The following is a 19,104-nucleotide window of genomic DNA, read 5'->3' as shown; positions in this document are numbered from 1 at the left end:
GAAAAGAACTTCACCAGGAAAGAAGGACATAGAATGAAATATCAGGACATCATTTCAAGCATGACAATAGAAGAAAAGGCTGCGTTCCTCAGCGGAAAGGGAGAGTGGGAGACAAGGAATTTTGATAAACTCGGCATTCCTTCAATATTCTGCTCTGACGGACCTCACGGAATAAGGAAACAGGCTGGAGCAGGAGATCATCTGGGGCTTAATGCTTCACTTCCTGCCACATGCTTCCCAACGGCTGCAACTATTGCAAACAGCTGGAATGAGGAACTGGGAGAGACCCTGGGAGAAACCCTTGGTGAAGAGGCTATGGCGGAGGGCGTTAACGTCCTCCTGGGCCCTGGCCTTAATATAAAGAGAAGCCCTCTTTGCGGTAGAAACTTTGAGTATTTCTCAGAGGATCCATATCTTGCAGGTAAGATGGCAGCATCCTATGTGAGAGGTATCCAGTCTAAGGGCGTATATGCCTGCCCTAAGCACTTTGCAGTAAACTCTCAGGAGCTTCGCCGTATGGCCATGAATTCTGTGGTTGATGAGAGAACCCTTAGAGAGATATACCTTACTGGCTTTGAGATTGCAGTAAAAGAGGGTAAGGCAAAGACCATCATGTCTGCTTATAACGAGGTAAATGGTGTCTATGCCAATGAAAACAAGCATCTTTTAAAAGACATTCTTCGTGATGAGTGGGGCTTTGACGGAATTGTTATCACTGACTGGGGCGCAAGTAACGACCATGCCCTTGGTGTGGCAGCAGGCTCTAACCTTGAGATGCCAAATCCAGGACTTGACTCTGCAAGAGAGCTTATCGCTGCAGTAGAGAGCGGAAAGATCTCCATAGAAGATGTGGATGCAAGAGTCGATGAGCTTTTGGATGCGGTTATTACTCTGTCAGTTAAGGCTAAGGGAAGACCTGAGGATTTTGACAAGAATGCCCATCATGCTGTAGCAAGAAGAGCTGCAACAGAGAGCACCATCCTTTTGAAGAATGAGGATAAGATCCTTCCTTTGAAGAGCGGAGCAAAGGTTGCCATTATCGGAGACTTTGCTTTTGTTCCCAGATATCAGGGAGCCGGATCATCACTGGTTAATCCAACCAAGGTTGAGACTGTGGCTGAGCTTGCCGGAAGTTATGACCTTCAGATCGTAGGCATGAGCAGAGGCTATTCCAGAAACGGAAAAGAAGATGCAGCCACAAAGAAAGAGGCTCTGGATCTTGCTGCAAGAGCAGATATAGTTCTTTTCTTCTTCGGTCTTAACGAGGATTCTGAGTCAGAGGGAATGGACAGGACTCATATGCGCATTCCTCAGAACCAGATTGAACTTCTTCAGGAGCTTGGACAGGTCAATGCTAATCTTGTTGGTGTTATCAGCGCAGGATCAGCGATTGAGATGCCCTGGCATCATTATTTCAAAGCTCTTTTGCACTGCTATCTGAATGGACAGGCAGGAGCCGGAGCAGTTCTTGATATCCTTACAGGAAAAGCAAATCCTTCAGGAAAGCTTTCAGAGACTATTCCTAGGAGGCTTGAGGATACACCTGCTTACAGATATTATCCAAGCCGGCAGAGGACTTCTGAGTACAGGGAGAGCCTGTATGTGGGCTACAGATATTATGATACTGCTGATATCCCTGTGCTTTATCCTTTTGGATTTGGACTTTCATATACAAGCTTTGAGTATTCAGATATAAGCGTGAATGAAGACGGTGTTTCTTTTACCATAAAGAACACTGGCGACGTGGACGGAGCAGAAGTTGCTCAGATGTATGTGGGACTTCCAAATGGCAAAGTATTCAGACCTGAAAAGGAACTTAAGGGCTTTGCAAAGGTATTCCTTAAGGCAGGAGAGATCAAGACTGTAACAATTCCATTTGATGACAAGACCTTCCGTTACTTCAATGTGAAGACAAACAAGTGGGAGATCGAGGATGGAAAGTACCAGATAATGGTTGGAAGCAGCAGCGCCAATATCCTTCTGACAGGCGATGTTCTTAAGGGCGAGACCACAGAGGTTATGCCTTATGTCAAGGAAGAGCTTGGGGCTTATTACTCAGGAAAGATTGAGAATGTTAGCGATGCTGAGTTTGAGAAGCTTCTCGGAAGACCTATTCCTGACGGAAAGTGGAGCGGAGAGCTATCTTCAAATGACGCTATCTGCCAGATGTACTACGCAAAGAGCGGTCTTGCAAGGCTTGCTTACAATATCCTTACAAAGAAAAAGAAGAAGGCTGATGAGAGCGGAGTTCCTGATCTGAACATTCTTTTCATCTACAACATGCCTTTCAGAGCTATGGCTAAGATGACTGCCGGCGCTGTCAGCATGGAGATGGTGGATGGAATTGTGAAGCTGGTCAACGGACATTTCTTTGGAGGTCTGGGAACCATTATTGGTGGATTTATCAGGAACAGCAAGAAGAATAAGGCTTATGAAGCTAAGATAAAAGGATGATATCGGGGATATCAGATTTGGAGGAAATAAAAAATGAACTGGTTAAATAATTTTATTGAAAAGCATCCAAAGGCAGCACAGTGGATCAGAGAGGGAGGTCTTTTCGTTATCGTGTCCAATCTGATCACGGTATTCAAATACCTGATGCTCACTTTCCTTCCTGCAGCATTTGCAGGTCTTGGAGACAGATCCTTTGGCTGGCCCGGAATCCCCATGACAATACTCGGCGAAACTTTCCAGTGGAATATCTTAGGTTACGATCAGGCTCATGGTGGTGTTGCATATTTTGCAGCCTACATGGTAGCCATGGTCATTGGTGAGGTGATAAACTTCCCAATTCAGAAGCTCTTTGTCTTCAGAAGCCACGGAAACACAGGAAAGCAGATTGCCTGGTACACACTGGCTTTCATTCTTATAACCTGCATCGTTAATTCCATCAACTGTATCTGGGTTGCAGTTGCCGGTAAGTTCGTTCCCGGCTGGATCTACAACATCGGAACCACAGTACTTAATGGTGGTATTTCAATGATCGTATTCTTCTTTGTTAACAAGATCATCTTCCCTCAGACACCAAAGGCTGAGAAGGAAGAGGCATAATCGCAAAGCCTGCGCAGATCACTTGGTAAGACTGCTTAAAGCCTGGGAGTTTTCTCAGGCTTTTTATATGTGGCAAAATCTGTAATATGTGTTATACTAAACATATCACAGAAAGGAGGCGTTATCTTATGATCATAGAGATTGATTTTAATAGTGATGAAGCCATATACATCCAGCTTTGCAATCAGATCATTCTTGGTATTGCAACGTCTCAGTTCAGGGAGGGTGAACAGCTTCCCAGTGTGAGACAGTTGGCAGAGACCATAGGTATTAACATGCATACAGTCAACAAGGCCTATTCAATCCTGCAGCAGGACGGCTTTGTTAAGATCGACAGAAGGCGAGGGGCTATCATTGCCATCGACATCAATAAGCTCCAGGCCCTCAAGGAAGCCCAGTCGGAGCTGGCAGTGGTGCTGGCAAGGGCCATCTGCAAGGGGATCGGAAGAGATGATATCCATGCCCTGGTAGACAAGCTGTATGACAACTATGAGTCACACATTTAGATGAAAGGAAAGGCTATATGGAATCTAAGTTTACTGTAATGGCTAACGATGCGCTTAAGCTTGCCAGAAAGACCGCAAGAAGCCTTAAGCTGAACTATATTGGAACTGAGCACATCCTTATGGGACTCATCCTTGAGGATGGCTGCGTAGCTTCCAGGATCCTCATTGATAATGGAATCGATGAGAACAGGATGATGGACATGATAAGGGATCTGATCGTTCCTGACAGCAATGTCCGCACACTTGACAGAGACGGCTTTTCTCCAAGGGCAGAAAAGGTCCTTGAAGAGGCCCACAGAATGGCTGAGAGATTTCGTGCAGATAAGACCGGAACAGAGCACATTCTTCTTGCACTTATCAAGGAAGGGGAGAATGTGGCAGTAAGGCTCATCAGTACTATGAATGTCCCTGCCCAGAAGATCTACGCAGAGACACTTGCTGCCATGGGTGAAGACCCTAATCTTGTAAAAGAGGATCTTGGCAGAAGGCTTAATCCTCAGAAGGCAGGAAAAAAGGCATCAATCCTTGCACAGTACAGCCGCGACATGACTGCACTGGCCAGGGAAAATAAGCTTGATCCTGTAATCGGACGAGAGCGTGAAATAAAGAGAGTTATCCAGATCCTTTCAAGAAGGACCAAGAATAACCCATGCCTTATCGGTGAGCCCGGTGTAGGTAAGACTGCAGTAGTTGAGGGGCTTGCCCAGAGGATCGCTGTGGGAGATGTTCCACTCACCGTTCAGAACAAGCGCCTTGTAACTCTTGATCTTTCAGGAATGATCGCAGGCTCCAAGTACAGAGGTGAGTTTGAGGAGAGGATCAAGAAGGTGATAAAAGAGGTATCGGAGGACGGCAATATCATCTTGTTCGTGGATGAGATGCACACACTTATCGGTGCCGGCGGAGCAGAGGGCGCCATTGATGCTTCCAATATCTTAAAGCCATCACTGGCCCGTGGCGAGATTCAGATGATCGGTGCCACAACAATTACTGAGTACCGCAAATATGTTGAGAAGGACGCAGCTTTAGAGAGACGTTTCCAGCCTGTAAATGTGGATGAACCCACCAAGGAAGAGGCTCTGGACATCCTTAAAGGAATTGTTGGCAAGTACGAGGAGCATCACAAGGTTACTGTAACTCCTGAGGCGCTTCAGGCTGCAGTTGATCTCTCCGAGAGATATATCAATGACAGGAATCTTCCTGACAAGGCCATTGATCTTATTGACGAAGCAGCATCAGCAGTAAGACTTCGCACCATGGGAGTTTCTCCAAAGGTTAAGGCTATGGAGGAGCAGATAAAGGATCTTGATTCTCAGATAGAGACTGCCCTTAAGAATGCAGACTTTACTGCTGCAGGAACCCTGAACAAAGAGCAGAACCAGCTTATGACCAAGCTTAACAGGGTTAAGGCTGCTGAGAAAAAGAAGGAAGCAAGCGCAGGCTTCATTGTAAATGAGAATGACATTGCTGAGGTTGTTGCTGACTGGACAAGGATCCCTGTAAAGAAGATCGCAGAGAAAGAGTCAGTCAAGCTCCTTAAGCTTGAGTCAGTACTTCATAAAAGAGTTATCGGCCAGGAGGATGCTGTAAAAGCAGTTTCTAAGGCTATCAGAAGAGGAAGAGTTGGACTTCAGGATCCAAACAGACCTATCGGTTCATTTCTTTTCCTGGGACCTACAGGTGTAGGTAAGACAGAGCTGTCAAAGGCTCTTGCAGAGGCTATGTTCGGGGATGAAAATGCCCTTATCAGAGTCGATATGTCAGAGTACATGGAAGGTCACTCTGTATCCAAGATGATCGGATCACCTCCGGGATATGTGGGATTTGATGACGGCGGACAGCTTTCTGAGAAGGTAAGACGTCACCCTTATTCAGTAATTCTTTTCGATGAGATAGAGAAGGCTCATCCGGATATTTTCAACGTGCTCTTGCAGGTTCTTGATGACGGACATATTACTGATTCAAAGGGCAGGAAGGTAAGTTTTAAGAACACCATCCTTATTATGACCTCCAACGTTGGTGCCCAGAGGATCGTTGATCCCAAGAAGCTTGGATTTGGCGCTGGGTCTGATGCCAAGAGGGACTACGAGGATATGAAGAGCGGCGTAATGGACGAGGTGAAGAAGCTCTTTAAGCCTGAGTTCATCAACCGTATTGATGAGATCATGGTATTCCACACCTTGACGGAGAAGGAGATGATGGATATTGTAACCCTTCTTTCATCGAACCTTTCAAAGAGATGCAAGACTCAGATGGATATCAATCTGACTATCTCACCTGCGGTTAAGAAGTACCTGGTAAGTAAGCACTCCGATGCCAAGATGGGTGCCAGACCTCTGAAAAGAGCTATCCAGTCCACTATTGAGGATGCCATGGCAGAGGAGCTCTTAAAGGGCAATATCAAGGCCGGCATGGATGTTACTGTAGCTCTTAAGGACAATAAGATCGTCTTCGAGGGAAAAGACGGGAAGTCCGCTTCTGTTAAGAAGGTTTCCGTCAAGACCACCAAGGCTAAGGGTTCCACCAAGACCAAGGGCGTTGTAAGCACGAAAAGAGCTAAGAAAAAAGCTTAAAGAATGAATTGACTAAGCCGAACGACGAATTTTTTACTATTGTTAGTATAAATAAGCTGTTCGGCTAATTCTTTGGGAGCATTTAAAATGTTTATAATATTTTAAGATATATGCTACGTTTTAGCATTTCTTTATGATTATTTATATGATTATCATTTTTCTATAATTCTTTTGGATAAGATATAAACTATATCTTAAATGTGTGTGTGGAGAGGAAACTAAATATGAAGAAAATGGGAAGAAAATCTGTAATAAGAAGTTTTCTGGCTCTTCTTCTATGCCTGGTTCTTACATTTGGCGGAACCATCACAGCGTTTGCTAGCGAAACAGAGCCTTTATCAGCTCCTGCTGGCGCGCCTGTTGCAGCAACTGCAGATGGACCTGTTGTGATAGAAAATTCAGCATCTGAAGGAAGCACAGAATCAGCTGCGCCTGCAGTCCAGGAAGATCCTGTAGTATTTGTTGCGTCCACATCTGTGGAAAAAGTGTCGGTTTCAATTGCTGTTACAGAAGCTACTTCTGAGGCTGCAACAGAAGGTACTACAGAAGCTGCAACAGGAGCTACTACGGATGCTGCTACAGGAGCAACTACAGAAGCTGCAACAGGAGCAACTACAGATGCTGCTACAGGAGCAACTACAGAAGCCGCTACTGGGGCTACTTCTGAAACAAAACCAGAGACTACAATTCCACAGGATTTACAGCATTTAAGAAATAGCATCGGCAATGATGATCAGGGAGCAATTAAAGCTGTTAATGAGGCTGCTAAAGTTGAAGAGGATGCAACTCGAAAAAGTGAATTGCAGGCTATCAACCAGCTTCTTACTGATGCAAATAGTGCCCTTGAAACAAATCACCAGTATAAGTACGAGGGGACTGATGATGTAGATGAATCTAAGAAGACCGGTACTGTTAATACAGACGGTTTATATAATGTTGCAGATGCTGATATTAAGGCTGCAAAAGAAAATGTTAAATTGGCAAATGATTCTCTTAATGGAGAGAATGGTGACTTCGCAAAAGCAGAGAAGGCCTTTGAGGGTTCTGTAAAAACAGAGCTTGGAAAAGACGGAAACTTAGCAAAGGCTGAGAAAAAGACTGAAGATGCTATTACTACTGCTAAGGATGAGGCTAAGAAGGCAACTTCTGGTGGAGAATCTGCAAACAAAGCTATACAGGATACAAATAAGATAATTGAAGAAGCCAATAAGGTCATTGAAGAAGCAAATGTGCTTATAGCAGCTGCAGAAGCAAACAAGACCGCTGAGAATCAGGCTGCAGCTGAGGAAGCAAAGAAGAAGGCTGAAGAAGCCCAGAATAAAGTAGCTGGTGCAAAGGCTGACGCAAATGACAAAGTTTCGAACGCTTCCGGAAACATGAAAGAGGCACAGGAGAATGCTGAAAAAGCTCTCGGTGAGGCAGAAGATGGATTAAAAGAGGCTGTAGCAGCTTATAATATAGCTGATAACGCTTGCAAGGCAGCAGATAAGGCTTATGACGCTGTAAACAAAGAACTTGAGACAGCAGAAAAGCAGGTTGCAGATGCGAAGACTGCTCTTGAAACAGCAGGCAAAGATAAGGCTGCTGCTCAGGCGAAGCTGGAAGAGGCCCAGAGGAAGGCAGCAGCTCTGGAAGCTGAAGTTCAGAAGTATGCTGATAAACAGGAGCAATTGGAAGCTATCAGGCAGCAGTACTATGCGATGATGGTGCAGTACTACCGAGATATAATTGGTGGGAGCATTGACAAAACTATCAAAGTAAAAAAGGCAGATAATAGTCAAGATATTTTTAACTGTTACAACTCAGATGGAACACTAAATTTAGAAGAATGCATAAGATTAGTGACAACCGTTGATGCCTATAAAGAAAAAGCGGACGAAAAGGCTAAGAAGAGTACAGAACTTGAAAAAAACCTTGGCAGAGATCTGATGACTAAGCTCATTACATACATGATCTTAAATAGCGACGATGTTAATCCCCAAAATCCTGATCTTAAGATAGGTATAACCGATGGTAAAGTAAAAGATAAGCTTGATGCTAATGCAAAAGCAGTAGAAGGAACTGTTTTCAAATCTTCTGATGGTGTTAATAAAAATCATGATCAGGTTGCAGTAGATAGAACAAGAAAAAACAATAAACAGGAAGATGTTTCACCAAAAAAGACTTATACGCTAAATATGTATAGGCCCCAAAATAATGATGACGGAAGATCTAACTATGTAATTGTAACTTACATGGATAAGAATAATACGCTTCAGACCAAGCATTACAATTACGTTTTCAAACAGGAGGCTTTAGACAAGGATGAAGCAGGAAGCATTAATTTGAAAGATGGACAGGTTTTCCTGGCTGAAATAGATGGCGCAAAGGTAACAAGAGTTACTGATGCAAATAACATGGACAGTTACACTAAGTTGACGGGGGCAATAAATGTAGCTAAGAACTTAGCAGCATATCAGGCTGCAAAGAAGGCCGTAGATGATGCAGTAGCTGAGGTTACTGCTTTGGAAGCTAAGATTCAGGTTCTTCAGGATGAGCTGAACGAGAAAAAGGATGGTTCACTTGCGTCTAACCTTAAGGCAAAGAAAGCTGATCTTTCAAATGCCAAGACCAAACTGGAAAAAGCCAGAGGTGAACTGACTGCAGCAAAGACCAAGAAGGAGAAGCTTGAGACTGATGTTCAGGCTGCTAGAGAAGCTGTAACAGCAGCTAAGAATATTAAGTTGGCAGGCTTTGATGGTGAAGTTCAGCTTGCTAAGCTGACACCATACGTTGCTCCGGAAGATGATACAACAGGCGGCACAACCCCTGGAACTACACCTGGTACAACACCCGGAACAACACCTACTCCTGGAACTACACCAACAACAGGTGGCACAACTCCTACAGGTGGAGCAACACCAGCAGGTGGAGCACCGGCAGATGATCCGGCAACAGATGACGTAGCACCTGCAGTGGCTCCTACAGCAGATACACCTGTAATAGTTCCTACATCTGATGGAGTAGTAGCTGGTAATCCTGCAAACCTTCTTGCAGCCGGAGCTGGAGATGCAGCAGGTGGCGCAGTAGGCGGAGCAGCAGGAAACGCAGCCGGTGGAGCTGGCGGACAGGCAGCAGGTGGTGCTGGTAACGGTGCTGGTGCAGGAAATGGCGCCGGAGCACAGGGCGGAAATGATGCAGCAGGTGATCAGCAGATTATAGCTGAGATCCCTGAAGCAGGACCTGCTCTTGCAGCTACTCCTGACAACATGAAGCCTGCAAATGATAATAAGCCTAAAGTTCTAGCTGATATCGGCGAAGGCGATGTTGCAAAGGCGGCAGGAATCGAAGAGACAGGATTTAACTACTGGTGGTTACTCCTTCTGCTTCTGGTTATATTAGCCATCGCAGCTAAAAAGTATTACGATTCACGCAAGGAATCAGAGCAGAAATAAAATCTTTACATACATTTATAGAAGGCTGTCACACTAAATCGGTGTGGCAGCCTTTTTAGAAATTTTTAATTCCCTATTGTCTTCCTGTGAATTATAATAATTATGTACACAGTTTACTTAAGTTCAATACATTTTAGGAGGGCTACTATGGCTGTCGTAGAACAGTTGATCAGAGCTGAGAAGGATGGAAGTATCAGCTTTGGTAATTACGAGCTTCCGGAAAAGAAGAAGCTTGAGAATTTTGAACACAATGGAAATGTCCTTAAGGTAAAGACTTTTAAGGATATCACAAAGCTTGAGAGCAATGAGAACTTTGTATATGAGTCAGTTCCAGGCACAGCAGTTACAAATTTTAAGGAGACAGACAAAGGCGTTGAATTCACTGTGGAAGGCGCCAGCGACGCACAGATAACTTTGGGACTCCTTGAGAACACAGAGTATAATGTTTTTGTAGATGGTAGCAGTATTGGTAAGATGAGCACCAACCTTGGAGGCAAGCTGAATTTAAGCGTAGAACTGTCAGGAGATGCACCTGTTACAGTTAGAGTCGAGTGCTAATTAGTAAGAATTTCAATCATCCAATGAGGAGTTTAGGCGCATATGAGGAAATGCGCAGTTCTCGCACGAGGAGATGATTTTCAGAATGAAAAAAACAGCAGGTGCCGATTGCTTTGAGCAACGTCGAAATGAGGCACTTGCTGTTTTTTGAGTTCTAGAAAATCACGACACAGGAGCAAACAAGTATTTCATTATATGCGCCTAAACTTCGGATTAGATACTGATAACTAGGGAGGAACGATGGCAACAAAGATCAAGACAGTTTTTTTCTGTCAGAGTTGTGGGTATGAATCATCAAAGTGGATGGGGCAGTGTCCGGGCTGTAGAGAGTGGAACAGCTTCGTGGAGGAAACCGTAAAACCTGCTCCAAAGACTACAAGGGGCACAACCACCTCTGCTTCTGGAGCTTCAGGGGGCTCAGCTCCAAAAACTCTTTCTGAGATCGTCATGAACGATGAGGAGAGATATGACACCCACATTGGGGAGCTTAACAGAGTCCTGGGAGACGGCCTTGTAAAAGGGTCTCTGATCCTTGTGGGAGGCGATCCCGGAATAGGAAAGTCCACAATTCTTTTGCAGGTAGCAGGAAATATCTCCGGCGATGGAAAGGAAGTTCTTTATATCTCAGGTGAGGAATCCCTTCGCCAGATCAAACTTCGTGCCAACAGGATCGGTGATTTTTCTGAACACCTTAAGTTCATGTGTGAGACCAATCTCTCGGACATTGAGGAGGCTATCACCAGGGCAAAGCCGGAAGTTGTGATAATCGATTCCATTCAGACCATGTTCAATGAATCTGTTTCCTCAGCTCCTGGAAGTGTATCCCAGGTAAGGGAGTCCACCTCGGTACTTCTCAGGATTGCCAAGAGCATGAACATCTCCATCTTTATTGTTGGTCATGTTACAAAGGAAGGACAGGTGGCAGGCCCAAGAGTCTTAGAGCACATGGTTGATACTGTTCTTTACTTCGAGGGTGACAGACATGCATCCTACAGAATCCTTCGGGCAGTGAAGAACCGTTTTGGCTCCACCAATGAGATCGGAGTTTTTGAGATGCAGGAGAAGGGGCTTGCGGAAGTGGCCAACCCTTCAGAGTTCATGTTGGACGGAAGACCTGAAAACGCCAGTGGCTCAATAGTAACCTGCTCTGTAGAGGGCACGAGACCTATACTTATCGAAGTTCAGGCTCTTGTGTGCAGAAGTAATTTCGGCTTCCCTCGTCGTCAGGCCAACGGCACAGATTACAACAGGGTAAACCTTCTCATGGCCGTTCTGGAAAAGAGAATTGGGCTTAATATGGGAGAATTCGATGCCTATGTTAATCTTGCCGGAGGAATGCGTATCGCAGAGCCCTCCCTGGATCTGGGTATCTGCCTTGCTCTTATCTCCAGCTTTAAGAACATCCCCATAGGAAGTGATGTGATAGCCTTCGGAGAAGTTGGTCTTTCCGGTGAGGTTCGTTCAGTTAACATGGGAGAAGCCAGAGTATCAGAAGCTAAGAAGCTTGGCTTTAAGACCTGCATAGTTCCAAAGGCCTTGGAAGATAAGCTTAAAAAGAGCTGTAAAGGTATTGAAATAATCGGCGTTTCATCAGTTGCCGATGCCATGAGACTCATATGATTTTTTCAAAAGAAAATGCAGCCCTTTCGGACTGCATTTCTTTATGTTGCACAAGACCGGCAAGCGAATGGATGCTTGCATACAAATTCATTTGCCGGTCGTAAGAACATGGAGCACTAAGTGCGGAATGTTCGTGTGCGAAATCGAGTAGGAGTCAGCCTACTCGATTATGGATTATTCTTATTATTCTTTAGATTCCTTGCGGTAGTCCATGTATTTCTTTACAATGGCTACGATGATTATAAGAAGGAATAACCACCAGAGGTTGAAGCCCATCTTTTCAATTCCTGCTGCAGTTGCTGAGGCTTCATCTTCAATTTCTACTGTAGAAACTGGTGTAACCTTTTCATCAACCTTTTCTTCTTCTTTTGAAGGTGCTGCTGAAAGAGCTATTTCTCCTTCAGGAATCTGAGCTGTGAGCTGCTGAACACCATTCTGAACTGGGGCTAATGTCTGCTCGTTGTCTCCATTCTGATCAGCTGCCTGATTACCATTTACTGCCTGAGCTGCTACATTTACAACTGCTGCATCAGATGGGGCTGCTGTGTTTACTGGTGCTACAACTGCTGCATCTGCAGGTGTTGCTACGTTGGCTAATACTACAGGTGTTTCAGCTGCCGGTGCAGGAGCTTCTTCTGATGAAGGAGTATCTGCTGTTGCAGGAGCAGGAGCTGGTGTAGGTGCAGGAGCAGGAGCTGGTGTAGGTGCAGGAGTAGGAGCTGGTGTAGGTGCAGGAGTAGGAGCTGGTGTAGGTGCAGGAGTAGGAGCTGGTGTAGGCGCAGGAGTTGGTGTTGGTGTAGGTGCAGGAGTAGGAGTTGGTGTAGGAGTAGGAGCCGGTGTGGGCGCAGGTGCTGGAGCTGGATCGAATCTTGAAAGATCTATATCCTTAACTGCCTTTCTTGCCTCGTCAACCTTGTCCTCTAAAGCTGCCTTTTTTACCTTTGTTGCATCCAGTTCTGCCTTTGTAGCAGTAAGCTTATTCTGGAGAAGAGTAAGCGCTGTCTTGTTTCCTGCTATTGTTGCATTGTAGGTGTTAAGTTCGTTCTGAAGCTTTAAGTATGTTCCTTCAAGGTCTGCAACTTTCTCTGCTGCAGCTTTCACAGCTGCCTGTGCAGCCTTGTAGGCATCGAGATTTTGAGCTGATTTTATAGCTGCACCAAGTGCGGAGTTAAGCTTGCTGTAGTTGTCCATGCTGTTGGTATCAACTACTTTGTTAATTGTTCTGTTATTGTTCTCGTCAATGGTGATCTGAGCCAGGTAGATATGACCATTCCTCATATCCAGCTCATCAGTAATTGTTGTTCCGTTGTTCTGCTTGAAAACGTAGTTGTAATACTCTTCGTGGTCTACACCATCTTTGTCAGTATAGGTTACAGTGATATAGTTACTTCTTCCCTGATCACCTGAAGTGGATCTGTTGATATACATATATTCAGGGTCATTTGGGAAAATAGTACCGTATCCTCTAACTTTATCAACTACGACCTGGTCAAGACCGTCATCATCTGAAAAGACAATTCCTTCTCTGGATTCTATTTTTGATGTTCCGAGTTTCTGAACACCTATCTGAAGGTTAGCGTTGTCAGGATCTACATTCTCGTCATTTAAAACCTTATAAGTGATGATCTTCTTCATCAGATCCCTGGCTAGCTTCATGTTTTTGTCGCCGGGAGCATTTGCCAGCTGATTTACCTTTGCAGTGGTAATATTATCAGCGCATTCATCTGTTTTGAGATGTCCGTCTTCATCATAGTACTGTTTTACTGTTGTTCCGCCATAAGCATCACGATAGTACTGAACCAGAGTAGCATAGTACTGATCCTTTATTTCCTGAAGTTCATCCTTCTTTTCAGCGCAGGTTTCAACCTCTTTTTCAAGGGCATCAACCTTCTTCTGAGCTTCTTCAAGGACCTTTCTTGCATTTGTAGCATCATTCCCTGCTTCTGCTATTGCTGCCTGAGCTGCCTGTACCTGATTTTCGGCAGCCTCAAGATCTGCTACTGCGTTCTGATAAGCTTTATCAGCCTTATCATATTCTGCGCTTGCGTTGTCATAAGCTGTTGTTGCGGCATCAAGACCTTCCTCAGCTACAGCCAGGTTTGCAATTGCGCTGTCTTTTGCAGCTGAAGCTTCTTCAAAAGTCTCCGCTGTGTTTGCTATATTTGCATCTGCGATAGTATCGTTTGAATAATCAGTTCCCTTTGTGTCGTTTGTATTGTAGTCTGTGATCTGTGAAGCCTCGTTGGCGATTGCTGTGTCGAAATTCTGGCTTTCAGTTGTAATAGCTGCGAGGTTTGAATCAGCCTCAGCCTTGTTGTCAACTGCGCTCTGGTAGTGGCCTTCAGTGGTAGTGGTCTCATCGCCGGCCACATCTGCCTCGGTAAGGATTGTCTCGGCTGCCTTAAGATCTACCTCTAAGCCAACCTCTTTACCGGTCTCGTCAGTCTGCTTGCGTTCCTCTTCAGGAATATCTGCGATTACTTCTGCTTCCGCTGCCTGTATAACAGGAACTGTTTCTTCAACAGTTACGGGAGCAGGTTCAGGGGCAGGAGCAGTAGCAGGAGTCTCTTCCTGTGAAGATTCACCATCTGTTACTGCAGGAGTCTCTTCCCCGGAAGCCTCTTCCTGTGTAACTGCAGTAGTTTCATCTGTTGGAACCTCGGTTCCTTCTGCGAATACTGTAGTTGCTGAGCTGAAAATAAGAATCAGGCTCAGCATAAATGCTATTAAGTTTTTGACTGTGTAAACTCTTTTCTTTCCTCTCATTTTTCTATCTCCTCACCCAAACATACTTGCAATACAATTGTTTCTCTATTATTTATTCGACTGAATAGCCCATTGTGGCCATTAAATGGAGATAAAAGATTTCTAAAAATTATTTCATAATTTCTATAGATTTTACATAAAAAATTTCAAATATGATTGGATATATGATTAACTATCTGCTATGATGTTTTCAGTGTTTTTGAGCTTTTAGGGAGCGAGGGGTTGCAATGAACAGGTTAGGAAGGGGAGTCTTGGGACTTCTTCTTGCACCGATTGTCTTTGTGGCTGCAGTTTCAAGTGGCAGCTATTCATTATGTGCATATGCAAACGAACAAACTGAAGATATAACGATTCCTGATGAGCAGTCTCAAGGCGGAGAGCTAGATGAGACGCAAGGATTAGGCGCTGAGCCGGATCGGACACAGGAAGCTGCCTCGGAATTATATGAGGATCAAGAGCCTTTAGATGATACAGAGTCAGCTACTATGCAAGAACTCCAGGGAGTGCAGAATCCTGACGGAATCACAGAGAATGAGCAGCCTATGCTTGGTGCTTCTCTGAATAGTTCAAACAGTCTATATGACGTTTGCTTTTATATAAGAAAAAACATTGCCCGTGGAGATCACATTGATGCACAGATTCCATCAGATTTCTTTTGGCAGATTGTAAGCAATTACTCAGATCCAATAAGAATAAACAGTGCTGTTCCAGGTTCCGGTTATGTAAAAGGCGTCGGAACAGTAACAGGCGGAAGCGGAGATAACCTTATGGAGGACGGCATTACAGCCTCCAATTCCGTAACAAATGTGTTAACAAGTGTTCCTGACACTAATGCTATTAAGGCCGTGGTTCCTGAATTTGATCCGGCAAAACATTATGTGATCTGGTACGTGATCAAGCCTGCGCTCACATTTGGCAACAACTCTGATGTTGTGATCCACGTAGATGGTGTTATCAGGACCAGAGAGAATGTCAGCGAAGACCCGTCCACAGGCGAGGGTAGCAACGAAACACCTGAGCCTGAAAACGACAAGCCAGCAACACCAGGCAGCGACGAGCCGATAACGCCAGGCAGCGATGATCCAACAGCGACCACAGAAGATCCAGCACCCGAAAAACCGGATCCGGCTGTAACACCGGAAGACCCAGTGCCTGATAAGCCGGACCCGACAGCAATCACTGAAGATAAGCCATCGGATAAACTGAAACCGACTCCGGTCACCCCGGATCCGGAAGCCCCTCAGGTTGATCCTAAGATCCTTGAACTATCCAAGGAAGTTGAGATCCAGGTAGAAGCTCTTTTGCTGGATGAGAACGGAAATGAAGTAAATGAAATAGTCTTTGATGGTCAGGAGCACATTGTGGGAGGCTTTGCCATCAATGTAATTGATAAGGGCAATCCAAATATCTGGGAAAAACTTATCTATAACTATAACGGCGTTTATCTTAGAAAGATCACTTCTAATGCAGAAGATGGGTATACAACGTTTCCTGTAAGAGACAGAGTCTTTTCCATTAATATCACCGGAGCTTACGCGATGGTAAAAGAGCTTGGAGAAGTAGTCGTAGATTTCTACAGCGGAAGCAGAAAACTAAATGGTCCTGAAGATATTCAGATCAAAGATGAAAGCGGTACTGTCATCAGCACGTTCTTTAGTGTCACTCTGAATCAGGAAAAGAAGGTTAAGGTTACAACCCCAATTGTTATTGAGGCCGGAACCACCGTGAAAAATGATGATGGCCAGACCCTGACAAATGATAACTATGAGATCATTTCAGGAAATTTGGATGAAGGCCATCAGATAGAAAAAGTTGTTTTCAATGGCACTCAGACAGGAGTTGGCGAGACGGCCAACCACATCAGCAGTGTTACTATAGTAGATTCCAAAGGAAGAGATGTTACTTCCCAGTACGACATTGACTATAAGGATGGAAGACTTGTCCTTGTTGATCCGGGAAATGGCGTAACTTCCGGCGGGGGAAGTGCCAAGGGTGAAAACTCTGCTACCCATGTAAATGTACCATACAGGGTAGGAGCAGTAAGCGCTAACAGTACTCAGGCCGCTGTTCTAGGTGCAAGACGGGCGGAAACAGGAGAAGGTGGAGAAATGACTAAATTACTTATTATTTTTGCTTGCCTAGCCGTTTTAACCATGGCTGCAAGAAGCAGTGATATGAATTAAAAAGGTCAGCAAAGGTCAGGAAATTTCTTGCAAGAAGCGCTATCATGACGTGTCACGTCTTGATGGCGTTTTTTGTTGCTCTTTTTTTAGGGCTTAAAAAGGACAAATGTGGAGCTGTTTAATTTCTTTTACTATTGTGTAAACTTTCGAAACAATAATGTCGATAAAAGAGATATATGAAATCCTGTATGATGGGAAGGAGGGTTCTATGAAGTGTCTTTTTGACAGATCCTTTAGCAAACTATTATGTTTAGCTCTTTTTTGTCTTGTTCTGTTTTCTCCGATTTTCTCAATAAAAGCTGAAGCTGATGGTAAAGTTTATGTCTCTGGAGTAGAAATTTCAGAGGATACTTATAATACCCTTTTTAATGCTACCAAAGTTTACAATGGTGTCGATTATGGAAAGCTTGATGGCTATAATCCACTTTATTATTTCATGAATTATTCTGACCTTAGAGAGGCTTATGGGGCTAACCCGGAAAAGCTTGTAGAGCATTGGGCACTTTACGGAAGGTCCGCTAATGAAAGGCGCGTGTCCAGTAAGCTCGTTGTCAGAAATGCTCAAACCGGAAGCAGCAGCTATGAATATGTTGTTCCATCAAATCAAAAGACATCCAAGCAGAGTGAAGTTTTGAACGTCATTCCCGGCGAGCTTCATAGTAACGGAGGCATGTCCAGGGTACAGGAGGATCTTGCCAGAAGTATTGCCAAACAGATAGCTGATCATGTGTATACCCAGGTTACAACAAAGGGCAAGGGAACTCAGATTGAGATGGTTGCCTACGCTACAGGTATGGTCAGTGCTTATTGCAGTGTTGGCAGGCACCTTACTAATGATGAGGCTAAAAAAGCAAAAAATAAGGACTATAGAACTGCCTATGGTGTTTTTATCTCCCGGGAATATACCAGTGCAGGTTCTACAAGAGCATTGGGACTGGTCCTTGACTATCTGGATGGGCTGTGCCAGGAGAACAACGCAAAGGTTTATAAACAGCAGGAAGAAGATAAGGCCGCAGGAAAAACATCAAACACAAACAATAACGCAACTATATATCCGCCACTTAAGTGGGTTCACGTAAATGCAAACAAGTGGGATGACCAGTGGTGTCAGGTTGTGTGTGATAACCATGAAGCTTATGCAGATGCCAACCCTACATACGCTTCAGCAGGGTATGGAAAGCATCCAAATCAGGGTGGATCCAAGAAGGATATTACCAGTTACATCAAGTTTGCCACTGAGGCTGATATCTTTACAACAAGGCCACAGCTGGTGGATGGCGGAAGCCCTGTTTATATGAACCATCAGATTAATAACGGCAGTAACTGATCGGATTGCATAAATTTCTTTTGCCACAGGAAGAAAATATTTCGTATAAAGGTTCGTGGAGATATGAAAAGGCTCTATTACAAACATAAAAATAGCATAAGAGTCCTGGGCATGTGCATCATGCTTATGGCTTCCCTGCTGGTAGGGCCCCAACTGAAGGCGGGAGCTAAAGGACTTGAAAAGATCGATGCCTCTACCTTCAGAGGCAACACAGGTATTTCTACTATTCATATAGGAAGTGATGTAACTGATATCTCATCTGCCTCCTTTAGGGGAATGATGAATCTTCGGTCCATAACCGTAAGTGAGAGTAATCCTTTCTATACTTCTTACAGTAACTGCCTGTACAACAAAGATATGACAGAGCTTTTATGTTTTCCTGCAGCACTTACAGGGGCTGTGATCCCTGACAGTGTTGTTTCAATAAGAGAAAATGCCCTCTACGGAGTGGGCGAAGACCTGAAGGAGCAGGTGAAAAGTGTAGTCAAGGAGCAGGCCAGCGAAAGCATGACAGAGGCCCAGGTTCCGGGAGCACACTTCATCCACACCCCATCAGGTCTTAAGTGGAAGAATGCAGATGGAAGTATCAAAGATCCGGATACTGAGCTGATGAAGCTGGCAGCATCCATCGTTGATACCAGTACCACTGAAGGAATGACCCAGAGAAAGCAGCTTGAAAAGTGCTTTAACTATTTCGTGAAAACATCCTCCTACGAAAGAAAGCTGGATTATCCCCTTGGTGACTGGACTGGTGCCTATGCAAAAGAGATTTTGTCCACGGGAAAGGGCAACTGCTACAACTATGCTTCGGGCTTTGCTTACATTGCAAAGGGCCTTGGATATGAGGCGAGAGTGTGCGCAGGGACTGTGACTTCATCATTAGGTGGCCGTACAGCCCACGCCTGGACTGAGGTTAAGCTTGGCGATAAGTGGTACATCTTTGACCCGGAAATGCAGGGTGCAAAGGGATCAGGGTATTACAAGCAGACCTACGACAGTTACCCGGCAGGTCCACTAGTGAAGGAAACCAGCTGGACAGTAACTTTCTAAGGTTTTGGATCAATCAGGAAATGATTTTTGAAAGGG

11 protein-coding genes are annotated in these 19,104 nt (G+C 44.6%); 10 read left to right on the top strand and 1 reads right to left on the bottom strand.

The window, feature by feature from the left end; translation table 11 throughout:
• Positions 1-33 precede the first annotated feature (33 nt).
• The 7 genes from BO18_RS03035 to radA all read left to right on the top strand — a co-directional run bounded on the left by BO18_RS03035 (position 34) and on the right by radA (position 11,742).
• Entirely contained in the window at positions 34-2,454 is a 2,421-nt protein-coding gene (locus tag BO18_RS03035; protein ID WP_034443493.1) for a glycoside hydrolase family 3 C-terminal domain-containing protein, read from the top strand.
• 33 nt (positions 2,455-2,487) lie between these two features.
• Positions 2,488-3,051 (top strand): GtrA family protein, encoded by a 564-nt coding sequence (locus tag BO18_RS03030; protein WP_034443492.1) that lies wholly within the window; start codon positions 2,488-2,490, stop codon positions 3,049-3,051.
• 128 nt (positions 3,052-3,179) lie between these two features.
• A complete protein-coding gene (locus BO18_RS03025) occupies positions 3,180-3,557 on the top strand; it encodes a GntR family transcriptional regulator (protein ID WP_034443490.1) in 378 nt (125 codons plus the stop codon).
• Between the two features lie 17 nt (positions 3,558-3,574).
• A complete protein-coding gene (locus tag BO18_RS03020) occupies positions 3,575-6,130 on the top strand; it encodes an ATP-dependent Clp protease ATP-binding subunit (RefSeq protein ID WP_034443488.1) in 2,556 nt (851 codons plus the stop codon).
• A 224-nt stretch (positions 6,131-6,354) separates the two neighbouring features.
• The gene (locus BO18_RS03015) at positions 6,355-9,564 is read left to right on the top strand and encodes a hypothetical protein (RefSeq protein WP_034443487.1); all 3,210 of its coding nucleotides are present in this window, start codon (positions 6,355-6,357) and stop codon (positions 9,562-9,564) included.
• Between the two features lie 147 nt (positions 9,565-9,711).
• Complete coding sequence (locus BO18_RS03010; RefSeq protein ID WP_034443484.1) at positions 9,712-10,122, top strand: hypothetical protein; 411 nt, start codon at positions 9,712-9,714, stop codon at positions 10,120-10,122.
• A gap of 240 nt (positions 10,123-10,362) precedes the next feature.
• A complete protein-coding gene (gene radA / locus BO18_RS03005) occupies positions 10,363-11,742 on the top strand; it encodes a DNA repair protein RadA (RefSeq protein ID WP_034443482.1) in 1,380 nt (459 codons plus the stop codon).
• Positions 11,743-11,925: 183 nt separating this feature from the next.
• Here radA and BO18_RS34695 read toward each other — a convergent pair whose 3' ends face one another.
• Positions 11,926-14,508 (bottom strand): hypothetical protein, encoded by a 2,583-nt coding sequence (locus BO18_RS34695; protein WP_051688463.1) that lies wholly within the window; start codon positions 14,506-14,508, stop codon positions 11,926-11,928.
• 227 nt (positions 14,509-14,735) lie between these two features.
• On the opposite strand from BO18_RS34695, the gene BO18_RS02995 reads away from it, so the two are divergent.
• The 3 genes from BO18_RS02995 to BO18_RS02985 all read left to right on the top strand — a co-directional run bounded on the left by BO18_RS02995 (position 14,736) and on the right by BO18_RS02985 (position 19,068).
• Positions 14,736-16,691 (top strand): hypothetical protein, encoded by a 1,956-nt coding sequence (locus BO18_RS02995; protein WP_185752337.1) that lies wholly within the window; start codon positions 14,736-14,738, stop codon positions 16,689-16,691.
• Between the two features lie 208 nt (positions 16,692-16,899).
• Positions 16,900-18,018, top strand: coding sequence for a hypothetical protein (locus BO18_RS02990; protein WP_034443477.1), 1,119 nt, complete (start codon positions 16,900-16,902; stop codon positions 18,016-18,018).
• Between the two features lie 111 nt (positions 18,019-18,129).
• Entirely contained in the window at positions 18,130-19,068 is a 939-nt protein-coding gene (locus tag BO18_RS02985; RefSeq protein WP_185752336.1) for a transglutaminase domain-containing protein, read from the top strand.
• The last annotated feature ends 36 nt before the right edge of the window (positions 19,069-19,104 follow it).

The organism is Butyrivibrio sp. AE2032 (assembly GCF_000702965.1).
Note: the sequence above shows the minus strand (reverse complement) of the source record. Positions and strands in the feature narration are given on the sequence as shown.